The following is a 14,232-nucleotide window of genomic DNA, read 5'->3' as shown; positions in this document are numbered from 1 at the left end:
CATGATACCCTGATCGTTGATCGATCGGACATTGGGAATCCGAGTGAAGCGGCGAGATTTCATTACACTATTCGCGGGTTTCACGGCCGCAGGCACAACCTTTGCAGCGCCGGCGCGTTGGGTTGGATCGGATAGGAGCCACGCCGCCATGCTCAAGCGTGCGTCATCGACTGCCTCATCTAAGAGTCTTCTCACCGCTCCCATCGAGCTCGCCGGCGATTGGGGCCACATGCTGCCACGTGCGGCAGATCAGGTCGTCGAGCGCATGCGGCATGCCTGCCTGGATGACGTCCGCCTCGTCTCCGACCGCCAGCCGACGCGGCTGCGTGTCGACGAGCACACTTCCGGCACGCCGGCGATCTGGCTGCATCCGGACGGCAGCAGCATGGCCTGGATCATCGTCGATATCGGCGAGCGTGACTGGTCGAAGCTCGCCTACCAGTTCGGCCATGAGCTCGGCCATGTACTCTGCAACAGCTGGCAGGCGGACGCCAAGCCGGCGCCGCCCTGCCAGTGGCTCGAAGAAGCGATGGTGGAGGCCCATTCGCTGCGCGGGCTCGGGCGTCTGGCGAAAAGCTGGAAGGAGGCCCCGCCCTTCGCCGGTGACAACGCCTTCGGCGATGCCATTGCCAAGTATCGCGAAAACATCATCCGAGGCTATACCGCGCTTGCCGACAGCCAGGGGCTCACCAGCGACGCCGCGGCGTGGTTCGCCGACCATCGCAGCGAGATCGAAATACCCGGCCTCAATCTATTCGCCCAAGCGATGTCCGTGACCATCCTCGCCGAATACGACCGCGCGCCGGACTGCCTCGAGGCGCTGGGCGCACTCAACCGCTGGCCCGGCCGCACCGGTCTACCGATCGCCGAATATCTCGGGCGATGGGAGGCCAGCTGTGCTGAATTGCGCGCTTCGCCCGGATTGCCGATCCGCCTGCGTGATCTGCTGCACGTTGCGCAATGGGCCAAGTGAAGAGCACGACGCCCTGACTGTGCGGATGCCGCTGCCTGCCTCGCCAGGGTCCCCGCTATGCGTCGCCCATTCGCGCATTGCGGCGATCGACGGACTGGTGGTTGCGCTGAAGAGCGGACAGGTCGGAGCCGACGGCTATTTCAGCGCGATCCGCGACGGCCTCGGTGGTTGACAGGACAGTCCCCGCGCTGTCCGGGTAAGCCTCACGATCCTGGACTGTTCACGCCTGCAAGCGCGGCAATCACAGCGGCCGTTACTTCGGCGGTGTTGGCTGCGCCACCAAGATCCGGGCTAAGATATTCTCCTCGACCGGTGACGGTTTCGATCGCAACCATGAGACGTCGCGATGCAGCCTGCTCACCTAGATGGTCCAGCATCAAGCTCGCCGTCCAGAACGATCCAAGCGGATTGGCGACGCCCTTGCCGGTAATGTCGAAGGCCGAACCATGGATGGGTTCGAACATCGACGGACGATTGCGCGACGGATCGATGTTCGATGTCGAGCCGATGCCGAGCGACCCGCCAAGTGCTGCGGCCAGGTCGGAAAGGATGTCGGCGTGGAGGTTGGTCGCCAGAACCGTGTCGATGCTGCCAGGCTTGTTGACCATGCGCTGGGTCATCGCGTCGACCAGCATCCAGTCGACAGTCAGACCAGGGCGGTCGCGCACCACTTCGCGCACGACTTCGTCCCAGAGCACCATGCCATGGCGCTGTGCATTCGACTTTGTCACCACGGTCAGCAGCTTGCGGGGGCGCGACATGGCAAGATCGCAGGCGAAGCGGGCGATCCGTTCAATGCCGGTGCGGGTAAAGACGGCGACATCCATGCCGACCTCGATCGGCAGGCCGCGATGGGCGCGACCGCCGACGCCGGCATATTCGCCCTCGCTGTTCTCGCGGACGATCACCCAGTCTATCTGCTTGCCGAGCTCTGGCCGCAGCGGACCGGTCAGTCCGGGCAGCAGACGCGTCGGCCGCACATTGGCATATTGGTCGAACCCCTGGCAGATGGCCAGACGCAGACCCCAGAGCGTGATATCGTCGGGAAGGTTCGGATCACCGACCGAACCGAAATAGATGGCATCGAAGCCCTCGATCTGAGCCAGACCATCTTGCGGCATCATGCGGCCGTTGCGGCGATAATAGTCCGAGCCCCAGTCAAAGCGCTTGAAATCGAAGGCAAGGCCTGGCTCGACGTCTGCCAGCGTTTCCAGCACCTTGACGCCGGCCTCAACCACCTCCGGGCCGATACCATCGCCGCCGATGACCGCGATCTTATGCGAGGACATTTTCAGATTCCTTCTCGATGGCAGCGACGATGGCGCTGGTCATTCCTTCGGTGTTGGTGATCCCACGTATGTCGCCCGTGCGCGTTTCGGGTCGCGAGAGCGCGGCAATGGTTGATTGCGCCATCATGGACGCCGCGGCGAGTGCCTCGGCAATGCCGCGGTTGTGGCCAAGCCATTCCAGCAGCATGCGGGTGGATTCGACCATCGCATAGGGATTGACGATGCCCTTTCCGGCAATATCGGGAGCAGACCCGTGCGCCGCCTGTGCCATGGCTATGTTGCCTTCACCGATACACAGGCCGGGCGCCATGCCGAGCCCGCCGACGAGGCCTGCTGCCTCGTCGCTCAGTATGTCACCGAACATGTTTGTGGTGACGACGACATCGAATGTCTGGGGATCGCGCAGCAACCGCATGGCGAAGGTGTCGACGATCACCTCGTCGACAGCGACGTCAGGGAACTGCTCGGCGGCCCGGTAGCACTCCTCCACGAACATACCGCAGCCGAGCTTGAACACGGTGTCCTTGTGAACGATCGTCAGCTTCCTGCGCCGGGTTCTGGCAAGTTCGAGTGCGGCCTTGGCCACGCGATAGCTGCCAGCACGGGTGATGACGCGGACCGAAATGGTCGTATCGTGCGTTGGACGAAATTCTCCCGAACCGGCAACCACATTGCGATCCGGCTGGAAGCCCTCATTGTTTTCCCGAACGATGACGAGATCGACATCGTCGAACAGCGCGCCAAGTCCGGGAAACGAGCGCGTCGGACGGACGTTGGCGAAAAGGCCGAAGTGCTTGCGCAAGATCGGATGCGGGTTGATCGCGCCAATCACCTTTGGATAGGCGCGATGTCCGATCGGACCGAGTATGAAGCCATCGAGTGTCGAAAGCGTCTCGAGCGTGCCTTCGGGCATCGTCGAGCCGTGTGTGTCGAGTGCCGAGCGGCCAATCGGCATCGGTCGCCAGTCGATGTCGAGACCCGTTCGCGCCGCGGCGGCCTGGGCGATGCGCACGGCAGCAGGCACGATTTCGTGTCCGATATCATCGCCGTTGAGGATGCCGATCGTGAGATGGGCCATCGAACCAACCTTTCTGAATGCCGGCTGCGGCGCAGCGCCACGAAGACCGTCAGCCGGCCTTGGCGACCAGGGCCATCAACCGCTCGAGCGAGGGCTGTTCTTCGAGGTCGCGCACTAGCGCGACGACCTCGTCAGCCGCCGAACGGGCAAGGCGGGCATGAGCCGCGTTGTCCCGGAACTTGTCGGCAACCTCTTCGTAGCTCATCGGATTGGCGGGGCTGCCTTTGCCGAAATCGGCTTCGCCATGGATGACGCGGCCATCATTGAGCGTGACGTCGATGATCGTCGTCATCTTGTGATAGCCTGCCTTCTCGGCCTTTTCGTCGATGACGAAATCCACCTTGTCGATCATGGCCTTGACGTCGTCGCGTTGCGTTGCCGCATCCGTAAACTCGCCAAGCCCGGCCTTGCCGTCGAGCAGCAGGATGGCCATGCAGAATTCCATGGAGAACTTGGCCTGCAACTCATCATGCGGATGGTGATGGATCAAGGCGTTCGGCATGTTGGAATTGGTGCCGATGCGCACGTGCTTCACATCCCCGGCCTTGATGCCATTCTCGCGGATGAGGCGCGCCATCTCCGTCATGCCGGGATGGGTCAACGATCCCGAGGGATGCGGCTTGATCGAGATGCCTGGGTTGGCGAACGTCCAGGGAGCGCCGAGGCGTCCGCGGATGGCGTTCTCATCGTAACCGCCGCCGGCCGCCTGGAAGAACCCGCGCGGGGCCTCCAATATCTTGTCGGTGGCAGTCCATCCATGGGCGGCGAACTGTGCGGCGGCGACACCGCTTTCCGACGCACGCCCGGCATGGAACGGCTTGGTCATCGTGCCGAAATTCTCACGCAAACCAGCCGACTGGCTGCCTGCGATCGAAAGCGCGCGAGCCGTGGTTTTCGCGTCGAAACGCAGTAGCCACGCAGCAGCCGCGGCCGCGGCAAAGGTTCCGCAAGTGGCCGTCGCGTGAAATCCCGTCTGATAGTGGCGGGGCGCGATGGCCTCGGCGATCTTGCACTCGACCTCGACGCCGAGATGGTAAGCCAGCATGACCTGCTTGCCCGAGGCGCCCACCTGTTCGCCAATGGCCAGAGCAGCGGGCAATGCCGGCGCCGTGGGATGGGTCAGCAAGCCGTAGACGCGATCCGTGGCGACGGCCAGCTGGGTGTCGTCATAATCATCGGCATGGACACCGACACCATTCGCGAATGCCGCAAAGCGCGGTGCAACCTTGCGGCCCGCCCCGATTACGGTGGCAGCGCCCGGCATCAGTCCAAGCTCATCGAGATGGCGGCGGACGAGGTCGCCGCTTTGCGCGACCGAGCCTGAAAGAGCCAGCCCAATGCCGTCCAGTATCGACTTCTTGCCAAGGGCCACGACGTCGTCCGGCAGATCTTCCGGAGTGGCCGACGCGACGAATTCCGCCACATAATTCGTGAGACCTGCAGGTGCGGTGTCGTGCATTGATAGTCCTCTCCATCGAACGTGTAGCAGCCCAGCCAGGCATCGAGTTCAAGCTCGACTCCACGTCATGGCCGCCTGATGCAGAAGAGTAGGAAGGCAGTTTTGGTAAACTGTCAACAATTTTTTGTCGACAGGGCAACCAAGTTTTCAGTTCGTCGGACAGTCGCCACCGCCGGCATACAAAATGCTGTCGCGGTATCTGTCCTCGACCTCGACTACAGGTATGGGTGGAGAGTAGCCCCTGTGGGGGTCAGTCGGAGCCGTGGCGCAAAGCGACGCTGGCCCTGCGCGTGCGCGAGGTGCCATTGACGATATGCTCCCGCCCGGCCGTGAAAGCCCGTTGCGGGTCGCGGGCGGCAACAGCCTCAACTATTGCCCTGTGCTCGCGGTTGGATATGTCGAGCACGTCGCCACTCGCCAATGCTCGATAGCGCTGGATATGAAGCTCACGAGCGAGGCCAAGATAGATCTGCGCCAGGCGTGCGTTGCCGCACATCCTGGCCAGTTCGGAATGGAACTCCAGATTGACCGGGTAGTACTGGCTCACCTCACCGGTCTTGGCCAGCGCGTCCATGCGGTCGACGAGCGCGCGCAGCCTGGCGACCTCGGGGTCGGTGATCCTCTCGGCAACGCTCATGGTCATGCAGGCGAAGATGTAGGCACGGGCTTCCGAGACATCACGGGCTTCGTCTTCGCTGAGTTCGCGCACGAAAAACCCGCGATTGGGAATCACCTGGATCAGCCCAAGAGCGGCCAGCGCGCTGCACGCTTCGCGGATCGGTCCCCGGCTGACCTTGAGTTGCTGGGCCAGGGCGTTTTCGTTGATCCTCTCGTTGGGTGTGAACTCCCCCTCGACAATCATTCGCTCTATTTCGTGCTGCACGACATTGGCAAGCGAGCGCGTGCGCAAAAAGTCGATGGGCGAAAATCCCTGCATGTTCTCGGTTTCGTTAGCCATGGGCCTGAATTCCGTTCAATGCGTCACGGAAGATACCGCTTGCCTGGTCCGGCCCTGATGGGCGCCAACGCGTTGCCTGCGCATCATCCATGGTTTGGTCTCCCTCATCGAATTGATGCCGACGCGTCCAATCGGGCCCATGACTGAGACGATACTTCCTCTTGTCAAGCGAAACGCCGATAATTGCTGTGGAACCAAGCTGTATCCTATCAACTGCCACTCCTCGGAGCCGCGCCGCCGAGAACCGGAACCTTGTTGGCTATGAAGACGACAGTGAACGAAACCACCAGCAGCAGAATACCAAGCACTGAAATCGCACCGTAGTCGCCGCTTTCGTTGAGGTCGTAGATGATGACCGAGACCAGCTTGGTCTGCGCCGTCGTCAGCAGGACCGTCGCCGACAGTTCCCGGATGGTGCCGATGAAGACGAAACACCAGGCCGCGATCAGGCTGGTGCGCAACAATGGCGCGGTGATCTGCCAAAGGGTCTTCAGGCGCGTGGCGCCGAGAATCCGGCTGGCTTCCTCCAGTTCCGGATGGACGCCATGGAAGGCCGATGACAGTTGCTGGTAACCGGCCGGAAGCTCAATCGTCAGGAACGCGATCAGCAGGATCCACAGCGTGCCGTAGAGGCCGAAAGTCGGATTGGCATAGGCCAGGAAAAGGCCGACGCCCAGCACAATGCCTGGAATCGCAATTGGCGCGGTCGCCAGCATGCCGAGCAGCGAGGCGCCCGGCACCGCGCGGCGCGCAACCAGATAGGACACGACAAGAGCTATGCCGGTCGCGATCGTTGCCGTCGCGAGGCCGAGGATCAGGGTGTTCCAGATGGCGAGCCGCGTGCTGGAGAATTCGAAAAGCACGAAATTGAAGTTATGGAGCGTCAAGGAACTCCAGCTGAGCGGTTCGGAAATGTTGTGGGTCAGCGCTACCTTGAGCAAGGCCAGGTAGGGGAACAGGATCGTCACGCACAGGATGAACAGAACGTATGCGCCCGCCAGCCATTTCCAGTTGCCCAGCTTTACACGCCGGGGGGTGCCGCTCTTGCCGCCGAGCACGGTATAGCCACGGCGCCCAAGCAGCCATCTCTGCCCCCACAACAAGAGCATTGTGACCACAAGCAAAGGCACGGCGCTTGCTGCCGCGAGATCAAGCCGTGGAGGAAACTGGAAGAAGCTCCAGATCTTGGTGGTGAGAACATGGAACCCGGCCGGCAGCGCCAGGATCGCCGGCGAACCGAACATGGTGAAGGCCTGGACGATGGCGACCAGAGACCCGGCGAGCATCGCCGGCAGCACCATCGGCAGGGTCACCCGCCGCAATGTGGTGCCTGGCTTGCCGCCGAGGATCGCCGACGCTTCCTCAAGATCGGATGGCACCTTGTCGAAGGCGTTGGCGACGAGCGTGAAGACGAAGGGGAACGAGTAGCAGGTGACCGCGAACACCAGTCCGGTGAAGGTGTAGATGTTGAACAGCGCCTGCGATTGATCGAGGCCAAATGCCCAGCGGTAGATGTTGTTGAGGATGCCGCTGTTGGGCGCGGCCAGCATCGCCCAGGCAATGGCACCCAGGAATGGCGGCGTCACGAAGGATGCCGTCACCAGGCTGCGGACCAGGCGCTGCCCCGGCATGTCGGTGCGCGCGACGAGCCAGGCGAGTGGTGTGGCGACCAGGCAAGAGAACACGCCGACGCAACCAGCCATGCCCACCGAAATAAGGAAAGCTCGGCGAATTGTAGCATCGGTAAAGAGACGGGCCAGGTTCGCCAGGGTCGGTGAACCAGCCTTGTTGGTGAGGGCGTAGTATCCCAGCCAGAACAAAGGCAGCAGGACCAGCACACACAGAACCACTGCAAGCAGCACGAAGAGCGGCGTCGACAAATCGAACCTGCCGAGGTGTCGCCTGTTGGCGGTATCGGGAGACAATGCAGCGATGGTCACCTGGTCACCTCTGAGGTTGATCCGACGTCGGCGGATCGACCGCCGATAGCCCAGGGATGTGGCGATGTCGCCGGTGACGACATCGCAAGATCCTCATTCTGGCACCGTGGCCGGTACCGAGCCATTGCTTACGTGCCGAAATACTCTTCGTACTTCTGCTTGATCTCTTCGACGGCATCCCGGACGTTCGACGGATCGGAGTCGAGAAGCTTGATCTGTGAGAGCGGCGTGCGGTTGGATTTCTCCTTCACGTCCGGGCGAACCGAACGCAAACCGCCGAAATCGTCATTCAGCTGCTGCGCTTCCTGCGAGAACATGAAGGAATAGAACAGCTTGGCTGCGTTCGGATGAGGAGCATAAGCCAGGATCGCGGCGTTGCCGTAGGCGATCGAGGTTCCCTCCGCCGGATAGACCGCCTTGATCGGCACGCCTTTGTCCTGGAGGATGAAGACGTTGTATTCGTTGCCGTCGGCCTGGATCGGGCGTTCGCCCTGGGCGAGGACCTTCGGCGGCTCCGTCGAGGACTGAACCTGCATGACACCCTGCTTGCCCAGTTTCTCGAAATAGTCCCATCCGAGAAGCTGGCTGAGTGCGTAGGTGGCGGTCATCACGTTGCCACTGTAGCCTGGATGCGACTTCACCAGCTTGCCTTTGTATTTGGGATCGAGCAGGTCGGTCCAGGTCTTCGGCGCGTCACCTTCCTTGACCAGGTCTGTCCTGTAGGCAATCACCGTCAGCGTGGCTCGGAACGCCGCATAAAAGCCATCGGGATCACGATCCTTTTCCGGCCACATCTTGGCGACATCCTCCGGAACGGCCGGCGTCAGCCAGTTCTGCTCCTTGAACGTCAGGAAATGGGATGCGTCGGAGGTTTCGATGATGTCGGCGTTGTGGATGCCGCTCGAATATTCCTGACCTATGCGCTGAAAGACGCGCTCGGAGCCGGCCCTTTCCACCTGGACCTTGATGCCTGGATAGTGCGCCTCGAATGCGGCGCCCAGTTTCTCGGCGACCTGGACATCGGTGGAGGTGTAGTAGACCACCGACGCTTCCTTGGTTGCCGCGGCAACCAGGTCGTCCGTAACCTTGTAGGGTTCGGGCGGACCCGCCCAGGCCATTTGACCCCATGCCAAGGCTGCTAAAAACGCGCCTGCTGCGACTTTCTTATTGGACATTCTCTCTCTCCCTAGTGTGCGAGCGCCCGGCAACGATCAGGTGGGCAATGAAGCCAAATTTGCTGGTTTTCCGGGACCGCGACATCGACAGGCGCGATCGCCCGCACGGTTTCGCCACCTGATAGATTGACAAGATAATCGCGATGCGACCCGAGATAGACTTGGCGCACGACCTTTCCGGTGGCCCAGTTGCTCGGATCGCCGTTCGGCTTCTCGTTGGTGAGATGCAGATCGTGATGCCGCACGGATACGGCGGTCTGGCCGTTGGCGGCATAGTCGCCGCTGCCACAGCGCAGCAGCAGACCGTTGCCGCAATCGACGGTGTCCGTTCCGACCCGCTTGCCCTTGAAGATGTTGGTGCCGCCGATGAACTGTGCAACGAACTCAGAACGCGGCCGCTCGTAAATGTCTTCGGGAGAGCCGGCCTGCTCGACATTGCCCTGGTTCATCACCACGATGACATCGGCAGCGGTCATGGCCTCCGTCTGATCGTGCGTGACGTAAACGGTCGTGTACCGGAACTCGTCGTGAAGGCGGCGGATTTCAAACCGCATCTCCTCGCGAAGATTGGCGTCGAGGTTGGAAAGCGGCTCGTCGAGCAGCAGCGTCTCCGGCTCGATGACAAGGGCCCTCGCCAGGGAAACACGCTGCTGCTGACCGCCCGACAACTCGCCCGGATAGCGCTCGGCCAGACTTTCGAGCTTGGTCGCCTGGAGGATGCGGCCTGTCTTTGCCTGAATATCGGCCTTGCCCATGCGACGAAGCCGCAAGCCGTAGGCGATGTTCTCGAACACCGTCATATGCGGCCAGAGCGCATAGCTCTGGAAGATCATCGACATGTTGCGCGCTTCCGGCGGTTCGCTGGCGTGCGGCGACGACACGACACGGCCGCCGACACGGATCTGACCATCCGACGGCTGAACGAAGCCGGCAACCAGGCGCAGGGTCGTGGTCTTGCCGCAGCCCGAAGGTCCGAGCAGGCACACCAGCTTTCCCTTCTCGATAGAGAGATCGACCGCGTTGACCACCGTCAACTTGCCGTAGCGCTTGGTCAGCTTATCGAGTTCCACAAAGGCCATCGGTCCTCCCGAAACATTTCCTCACAAACGCGATGCGCTTGTGCCTTCTACTAAAGGTCGATCTAATTTTGTCAATTGTCAACAATTAACTGACGACTATCTGCACGAATCACAAAGCGTTGCCATCTGCGTTGAATCGAAATGGCTTTGCGGCGCGCTATCCGGCGGCCCACAACAGCCCGCAGAAAACCAACGATCCAGCGGCCATCAGCGTCAGTGGACCCAAACGAATTGTCCGCGCGGCAACGGCGACCACGATTGCCACGCACCAGGCAATCCATCCGCCTTTCGCGTTGCTCAAGAGAGTGAACACGCTTGACAGCACCAGCCCGGCGGCGAGCGGAGCCAGGCCATAAACCAAAGCCCCTTGCCATGCCGCATTGGGGCGGCTGTGCCAGAAATGCGCGATCACGATCACCAGCAGCGACGACGGCGCAAAAATCGCAATCGTCGCAACGATCGCGCCCGCCCATCCGGCAAGATGCCAACCCATCAGCGTGACGATCAGGGTTCCCGGTCCGGGCGCAACGCGTGAGATGGCAAACATGTCGAGAAAGGTCTTGTTGGTCAACCAATGCTGGTTGTCGACAACGCTGTGCTGCAGTTCGCCCAGAATGGAGGCTCCCCCGCCGATGGCCATCAAGGACAGAGGCGCGAACACCAGAAACAGGCTGACAAGCAGATTATCGTCTTTCATGGCGGCTTCTTGCAAAGCCGACGCCGATGCCGATGGGTGCAAGCACCGCCACAACGACGAGAGCCGAGAAATGAAAGACCGTCGCGCCGATCAGCGTGCACGTGAAGAGGGCAATTGAAACCGCGTCGACACACGCATAGCGCATGGCAAGGTAGCCGACTGACAGTGACAAGCCGGCGGCCGCAACCGCCAGACCCACGAGCATAGCGCCGATTGCGGGATCGGCGCTCAGCCTCAGCACGATATTTCCTATCAGGACTATTGCGACCGCGGGGGGCAGCACCACCGCCGCCAGCGCCACCACGGCTCCGACGACACCGCGACATTGAAACCCGAGCCAGAGCGCCAGGTTTGCAACATTGACACCAGGAAGGGACTGGCTAAGCGCCAGCCCTGACAGAAACTGTTTGTCGCTGAACCAGCGCCGATTCACCACGAATTCCGTGTGCATCATGCCGTTCACACCACCGCCAATGCTGGTGATGCCGAGCTTGGTGAACGCCAGGAAGAGCTCAAGGAGGCTTGGTGGGGGCGACGTGTCAGGCGCCAGCGGGACATCCATTTGATCCATGAAACCTCCGATTTTTCCTGCTTTCAAACCAGGGATGTGCTCGATCGCTGCGTCGGCGGCACTGTATTCTGTTGACAGTTTGCAGTAAATAGTCGATCACTACCCCATGAGGGCCGAGCTTGAATTTCTCCAGAACCATTCCCTGACGAGCGTCCTTCGACGTGAGTTGGAAACCCTCATCCTGTCGGGAGAATTTGCCCCTGGTGAGCGATTGAACGAGAATTCGCTGGCAATCCGCTTCTCGGTGAGCCGCGGCCCGATCCGCGAAGTCTGCCGCGCGCTCGCCGAAAAAGGCTTGCTCGAGCTCGTGCCCAATCGAGGCGTGTTCATGCGCAGGATTGGCGAGGAACAGGCGGCCGAACTCTACGACGTGCGAGCAGGCCTGTTTGCATCGGCGGCGCGGCTGCTGGCGACCAAGGTGACGCCGGAGCAGATTTCAGAACTCCAGAGTTTACTTGATCGCATGGAAGAAGCGGTTCTCGCGAATTCGCTCGACAACTACTATCCGCTCAATCTGGAATTCCACGATTCCATCCTGCGCTTTGCCGGGAACAGCCGGCTGCACAAAGCCTATTCCGAGCTCGTCAAGGAACTGCATCTGTTTCGGGAGCGCGCGCTGCTGCAAGGCGGCGGCCTGACCGTATCCAATATCGAGCATCGCCGCATCGTGGCAGCGCTGGGAGCGGGCGACGCCACGGCAGCCATGGATGCAGCGTTTGCGCATGTGCTGAGCGGCAAGAGCCGCATGACCCTGCCGGCGGCAGCCGACACGGAACATTCGATCGGCGGTGCTGCCAAAACCACGGACATCGCATGAACGGCGCTCGGGAACTTGAGGGGCGCGTCGCCATCGTGACCGGTGCAGGGCGCAACATCGGCCGCGTGATGGCGCTGGAACTGGCTCGAGCCGGGGCCGCGGTGGTGGTGAACGCACGCACATCTCGCGCCGAAGCCGAAGCTGTCGTCAACGAGATCATGGCTGCCGGCGGCAGGGCCACGGCCGTCCTGGCAGACGTCGTCGATCCGAATGCCGTCGACGCGCTGGTTGGCGCGGCTGTCCGGCAGTTCGGCGGCATAGACATTCTCGTCAACAGCGCCGCCGTGCGACGCGAAACCGCGTTCGCGGATCTGAGTTTCACCGAATGGCGCGAAGTGCTTTCGATCATCCTCGATGGTGCATTCCTCACCGCCCATGCGGCGCTCCCGCATCTCAAGAAATCAGGACAAGGCGTGCTGATCAACATCGGCGGTCTGTCGGCTCATACCGGCGCCAGCGGTCGCGCCCATGTCATCGCGGCCAAGGCGGGCCTGGCCGGATTCACCCGGGCGCTCGCCCATGACCTTGCCGGTGAAGGCATCACGGTCAATTGCGTTTCGCCTGGCATGATCGACACTCGGCGTGCCGGCGAAGAGCCTTCTCATCATGCCGGGAAACTGCCGCCTGTCGGGCGGCGTGGAACACCAGAGGAAGTTGCACTGCTCGTGCGCTATCTCTGCGGACCGGCGGCTCGCTACATCACCGGCCAGACCGTCCACGTCAATGGCGGTGCCTTCATGGCGTGATGCACGCCAATCAGCAAGCACGCCGATGCACCGGGCGGTGCCCGACGGCGATCCAGGGAGATCAAATGATGGACGTTACAGCCATTCTGGCGCGCTATGTCGTGTCGGCATCCGCGGACAGCGTACCGGCAAACGTCCGGCGCGAAGCGGTGCGCTCCTTCCTCAACTGGACCGGCTGCGCGGTAGGCGGCTCGCAACATCCAAGCGTGGACATTGCCTTGTCCGCGGTGTCACCGTTCGCCGGCAAGGATCAGGCTGCGATCCTCGGCCGCAGCGAACGGCTGGACGCCCTGAACGCCGCGCTCATCAACGGCATCGCCAGCCACGTCTTCGATTTCGACGACACGCATCTGAGGACCATCATCCATCCGGCCGGGCCGGTCGCCTCCGCAATCCTCAGCCTGGCTCAGATGCAGACGGTGAGCGGGCGTGATCTCCTGCATGCCTTCATCCTCGGCGTCGAGGTCGAATGCCGCATCGGCAACGCCGTCTATCCCGCGCACTACGACATCGGCTGGCACATCACCGGAACCGCCGGCGTTTTCGGAGCCGCCGCCGCGGCAGGCCGCCTGCTCGGCCTCAGCGAACTGCAGATGATCTGGGCGCTCGGCATCGCCGGCACACAGTCTTCGGGTTTTCGTGAGATGTTCGGAACCATGTGCAAAAGCTTCCATCCCGGCCGCGCCGCGCAAAACGGACTGCTCTCTGCCGTACTGGCGCAACGCGACTTCACCTCGTCAAACCGCGTGCTCGAGGCGCCGCGCGGTTTTGCCCATGTCATGTCCACCGAGCGGAATTTCGATGAGATCACCAAAGGCCTGGGCGAGAGTTTCGAGATCGCGCTGAACACCTACAAGCCGTTCGCTTGCGGCATCGTCATCCATCCGATCATCGACGGCTGTGTGCAATTGCGCAATGAATTCGGCCTGAAGGCCGACGAGATCGAAAGCATTGAGTTGGAAGTCGACCCGTTGGTGTTGGAATTGACCGGCAAGAAGACCCCACAGGTCGGCCTCGAAGGCAAATTCAGTGTCTACCATTCGGCGGCGGTCGCCATCATCGAAGGCCGCGCCGGCGAGGCAGAATATAGCGATGCAAACGTGCGCGATAAGCAGGTCATTGCGCTGCGCGATCGCGTCAGCGCGGTGGCGTCGCAAAGCGTCGCTGAAGACGAATGTCACGTCACGATCAAGCTCAGGGATGGTCGCGTGCTCAAGAGGCATGTCGAGCATGCGATCGGCAGCCTGGCGCGGCCGATGACCGACGACGACCTCAACGCAAAGTTCGGCGGACTGGCCGAACCGGTTCTGGGTGCAAAGGCAACGGCGCGTCTGCGCGACCTGTGCTGGGATATCGAGAGCCTCGAAGACACCGCGGCGATCGCGCAGGCCGCAACCCCACAAGCCTAGTCGTATTTCGGCGAGTGCAACGGCCGGCCGTGAGCCGGCCC

The 14,232-nt window shown here is 61.9% G+C and carries 13 protein-coding genes and 1 pseudogene; 5 read left to right on the top strand and 9 right to left on the bottom strand.

From position 1 onward, the window contains the following. The first annotated feature begins 148 nt into the window (after positions 1–148). Positions 149–973 (top strand): hypothetical protein, encoded by an 825-nt coding sequence (locus AC1DZU_RS22465; RefSeq protein WP_477288442.1) that lies wholly within the window; start codon positions 149–151, stop codon positions 971–973. Between the two features lie 7 nt (positions 974–980). Continuing rightward, positions 981–1,145, top strand: a pseudogene (locus tag AC1DZU_RS22460) (four-carbon acid sugar kinase family protein); the annotation flags it as partial. 31 nt (positions 1,146–1,176) lie between these two features. Here AC1DZU_RS22460 and AC1DZU_RS22455 read toward each other — a convergent pair. The 9 genes from AC1DZU_RS22455 to AC1DZU_RS22415 all read right to left on the bottom strand — a co-directional run bounded on the left by AC1DZU_RS22455 (position 1,177) and on the right by AC1DZU_RS22415 (position 11,219). Continuing rightward, positions 1,177–2,262 carry a tartrate dehydrogenase gene (locus tag AC1DZU_RS22455; protein WP_477288440.1) on the bottom strand — a complete coding sequence of 362 codons (1,086 nt, stop codon included), beginning with the start codon at positions 2,260–2,262 and terminating at the stop codon, positions 1,177–1,179. Beyond that, positions 2,249–3,340, bottom strand: a complete 1,092-nt coding sequence (locus AC1DZU_RS22450; RefSeq protein ID WP_477288438.1) for an isocitrate/isopropylmalate dehydrogenase family protein — start codon at positions 3,338–3,340, stop codon at positions 2,249–2,251. Before AC1DZU_RS22450 ends, AC1DZU_RS22455 begins: the two co-directional genes overlap by 14 nt. Before the next feature lie 49 nt (positions 3,341–3,389). Beyond that, a complete protein-coding gene (locus AC1DZU_RS22445; RefSeq protein ID WP_477288436.1) occupies positions 3,390–4,799 on the bottom strand; it encodes an MmgE/PrpD family protein in 1,410 nt (469 codons plus the stop codon). 250 nt (positions 4,800–5,049) lie between these two features. Beyond that, on the bottom strand, positions 5,050–5,757 hold the full coding sequence (locus AC1DZU_RS22440) for an FCD domain-containing protein (protein ID WP_477225726.1): 708 nt from the start codon (positions 5,755–5,757) through the stop codon (positions 5,050–5,052). 209 nt (positions 5,758–5,966) lie between these two features. Continuing rightward, entirely contained in the window at positions 5,967–7,697 is a 1,731-nt protein-coding gene (locus AC1DZU_RS22435) for an ABC transporter permease (RefSeq protein ID WP_477288434.1), read from the bottom strand. A 128-nt stretch (positions 7,698–7,825) separates the two neighbouring features. Next, positions 7,826–8,872: an ABC transporter substrate-binding protein gene (locus AC1DZU_RS22430; protein ID WP_477288432.1), complete on the bottom strand. Its 1,047-nt coding sequence runs from the start codon at positions 8,870–8,872 to the stop codon at positions 7,826–7,828. A gap of 11 nt (positions 8,873–8,883) precedes the next feature. Beyond that, the gene (locus AC1DZU_RS22425) at positions 8,884–9,951 is read right to left on the bottom strand and encodes an ABC transporter ATP-binding protein (RefSeq protein WP_477288430.1); all 1,068 of its coding nucleotides are present in this window, start codon (positions 9,949–9,951) and stop codon (positions 8,884–8,886) included. Between the two features lie 157 nt (positions 9,952–10,108). Then, positions 10,109–10,663 carry a chromate transporter gene (locus AC1DZU_RS22420; RefSeq protein ID WP_477288428.1) on the bottom strand — a complete coding sequence of 185 codons (555 nt, stop codon included), beginning with the start codon at positions 10,661–10,663 and terminating at the stop codon, positions 10,109–10,111. Continuing rightward, positions 10,635–11,219, bottom strand: a complete 585-nt coding sequence (locus AC1DZU_RS22415; RefSeq protein WP_477288426.1) for a chromate transporter — start codon at positions 11,217–11,219, stop codon at positions 10,635–10,637. Before AC1DZU_RS22415 ends, AC1DZU_RS22420 begins: the two co-directional genes overlap by 29 nt. Positions 11,220–11,325: 106 nt before the next feature. Between AC1DZU_RS22415 and AC1DZU_RS22410 the strand changes: the two genes are divergently transcribed. From AC1DZU_RS22410 to AC1DZU_RS22400, 3 genes are all read left to right on the top strand, one after another. After that, complete coding sequence (locus AC1DZU_RS22410; protein ID WP_457154483.1) at positions 11,326–12,036, top strand: FCD domain-containing protein; 711 nt, start codon at positions 11,326–11,328, stop codon at positions 12,034–12,036. Beyond that, positions 12,033–12,782 (top strand): SDR family NAD(P)-dependent oxidoreductase, encoded by a 750-nt coding sequence (locus tag AC1DZU_RS22405; protein WP_477288424.1) that lies wholly within the window; start codon positions 12,033–12,035, stop codon positions 12,780–12,782. Before AC1DZU_RS22410 ends, AC1DZU_RS22405 begins: the two co-directional genes overlap by 4 nt. A 65-nt stretch (positions 12,783–12,847) precedes the next feature. Next, the gene (locus AC1DZU_RS22400) at positions 12,848–14,191 is read left to right on the top strand and encodes an MmgE/PrpD family protein (RefSeq protein ID WP_477288422.1); all 1,344 of its coding nucleotides are present in this window, start codon (positions 12,848–12,850) and stop codon (positions 14,189–14,191) included. The last annotated feature ends 41 nt before the right edge of the window (positions 14,192–14,232 follow it).

It is taken from the genome of Mesorhizobium sp. P2_A12, from assembly GCF_056405075.1.
The sequence above is the reverse complement of the archived record's forward strand: the minus strand, read 5'-3'. Positions and strand labels throughout refer to the sequence as shown.

Bases quoted from the DNA above. Each gene is read 5' to 3' on its own strand.
- AC1DZU_RS22465 (WP_477288442.1), top strand. From the start codon at position 149: ATGCTCAAGCGTGCGTCATCGACTGCCTCATCTAAGAGTCTTCTCACC.
- AC1DZU_RS22400 (WP_477288422.1), top strand. From the start codon at position 12,848: ATGATGGACGTTACAGCCATTCTGGCGCGCTATGTCGTGTCGGCATCC.
- AC1DZU_RS22430 (WP_477288432.1), bottom strand. From the start codon at position 8,872: ATGTCCAATAAGAAAGTCGCAGCAGGCGCGTTTTTAGCAGCCTTGGCA.
- AC1DZU_RS22450 (WP_477288438.1), bottom strand. From the start codon at position 3,340: ATGGCCCATCTCACGATCGGCATCCTCAACGGCGATGATATCGGACAC.
- AC1DZU_RS22425 (WP_477288430.1), bottom strand. From the start codon at position 9,951: ATGGCCTTTGTGGAACTCGATAAGCTGACCAAGCGCTACGGCAAGTTG.
- AC1DZU_RS22405 (WP_477288424.1), top strand. From the start codon at position 12,033: ATGAACGGCGCTCGGGAACTTGAGGGGCGCGTCGCCATCGTGACCGGT.
- AC1DZU_RS22415 (WP_477288426.1), bottom strand. From the start codon at position 11,219: ATGGATCAAATGGATGTCCCGCTGGCGCCTGACACGTCGCCCCCACCA.
- AC1DZU_RS22440 (WP_477225726.1), bottom strand. From the start codon at position 5,757: ATGGCTAACGAAACCGAGAACATGCAGGGATTTTCGCCCATCGACTTT.
- AC1DZU_RS22455 (WP_477288440.1), bottom strand. From the start codon at position 2,262: ATGTCCTCGCATAAGATCGCGGTCATCGGCGGCGATGGTATCGGCCCG.
- AC1DZU_RS22410 (WP_457154483.1), top strand. From the start codon at position 11,326: ATGAGGGCCGAGCTTGAATTTCTCCAGAACCATTCCCTGACGAGCGTC.
- AC1DZU_RS22445 (WP_477288436.1), bottom strand. From the start codon at position 4,799: ATGCACGACACCGCACCTGCAGGTCTCACGAATTATGTGGCGGAATTC.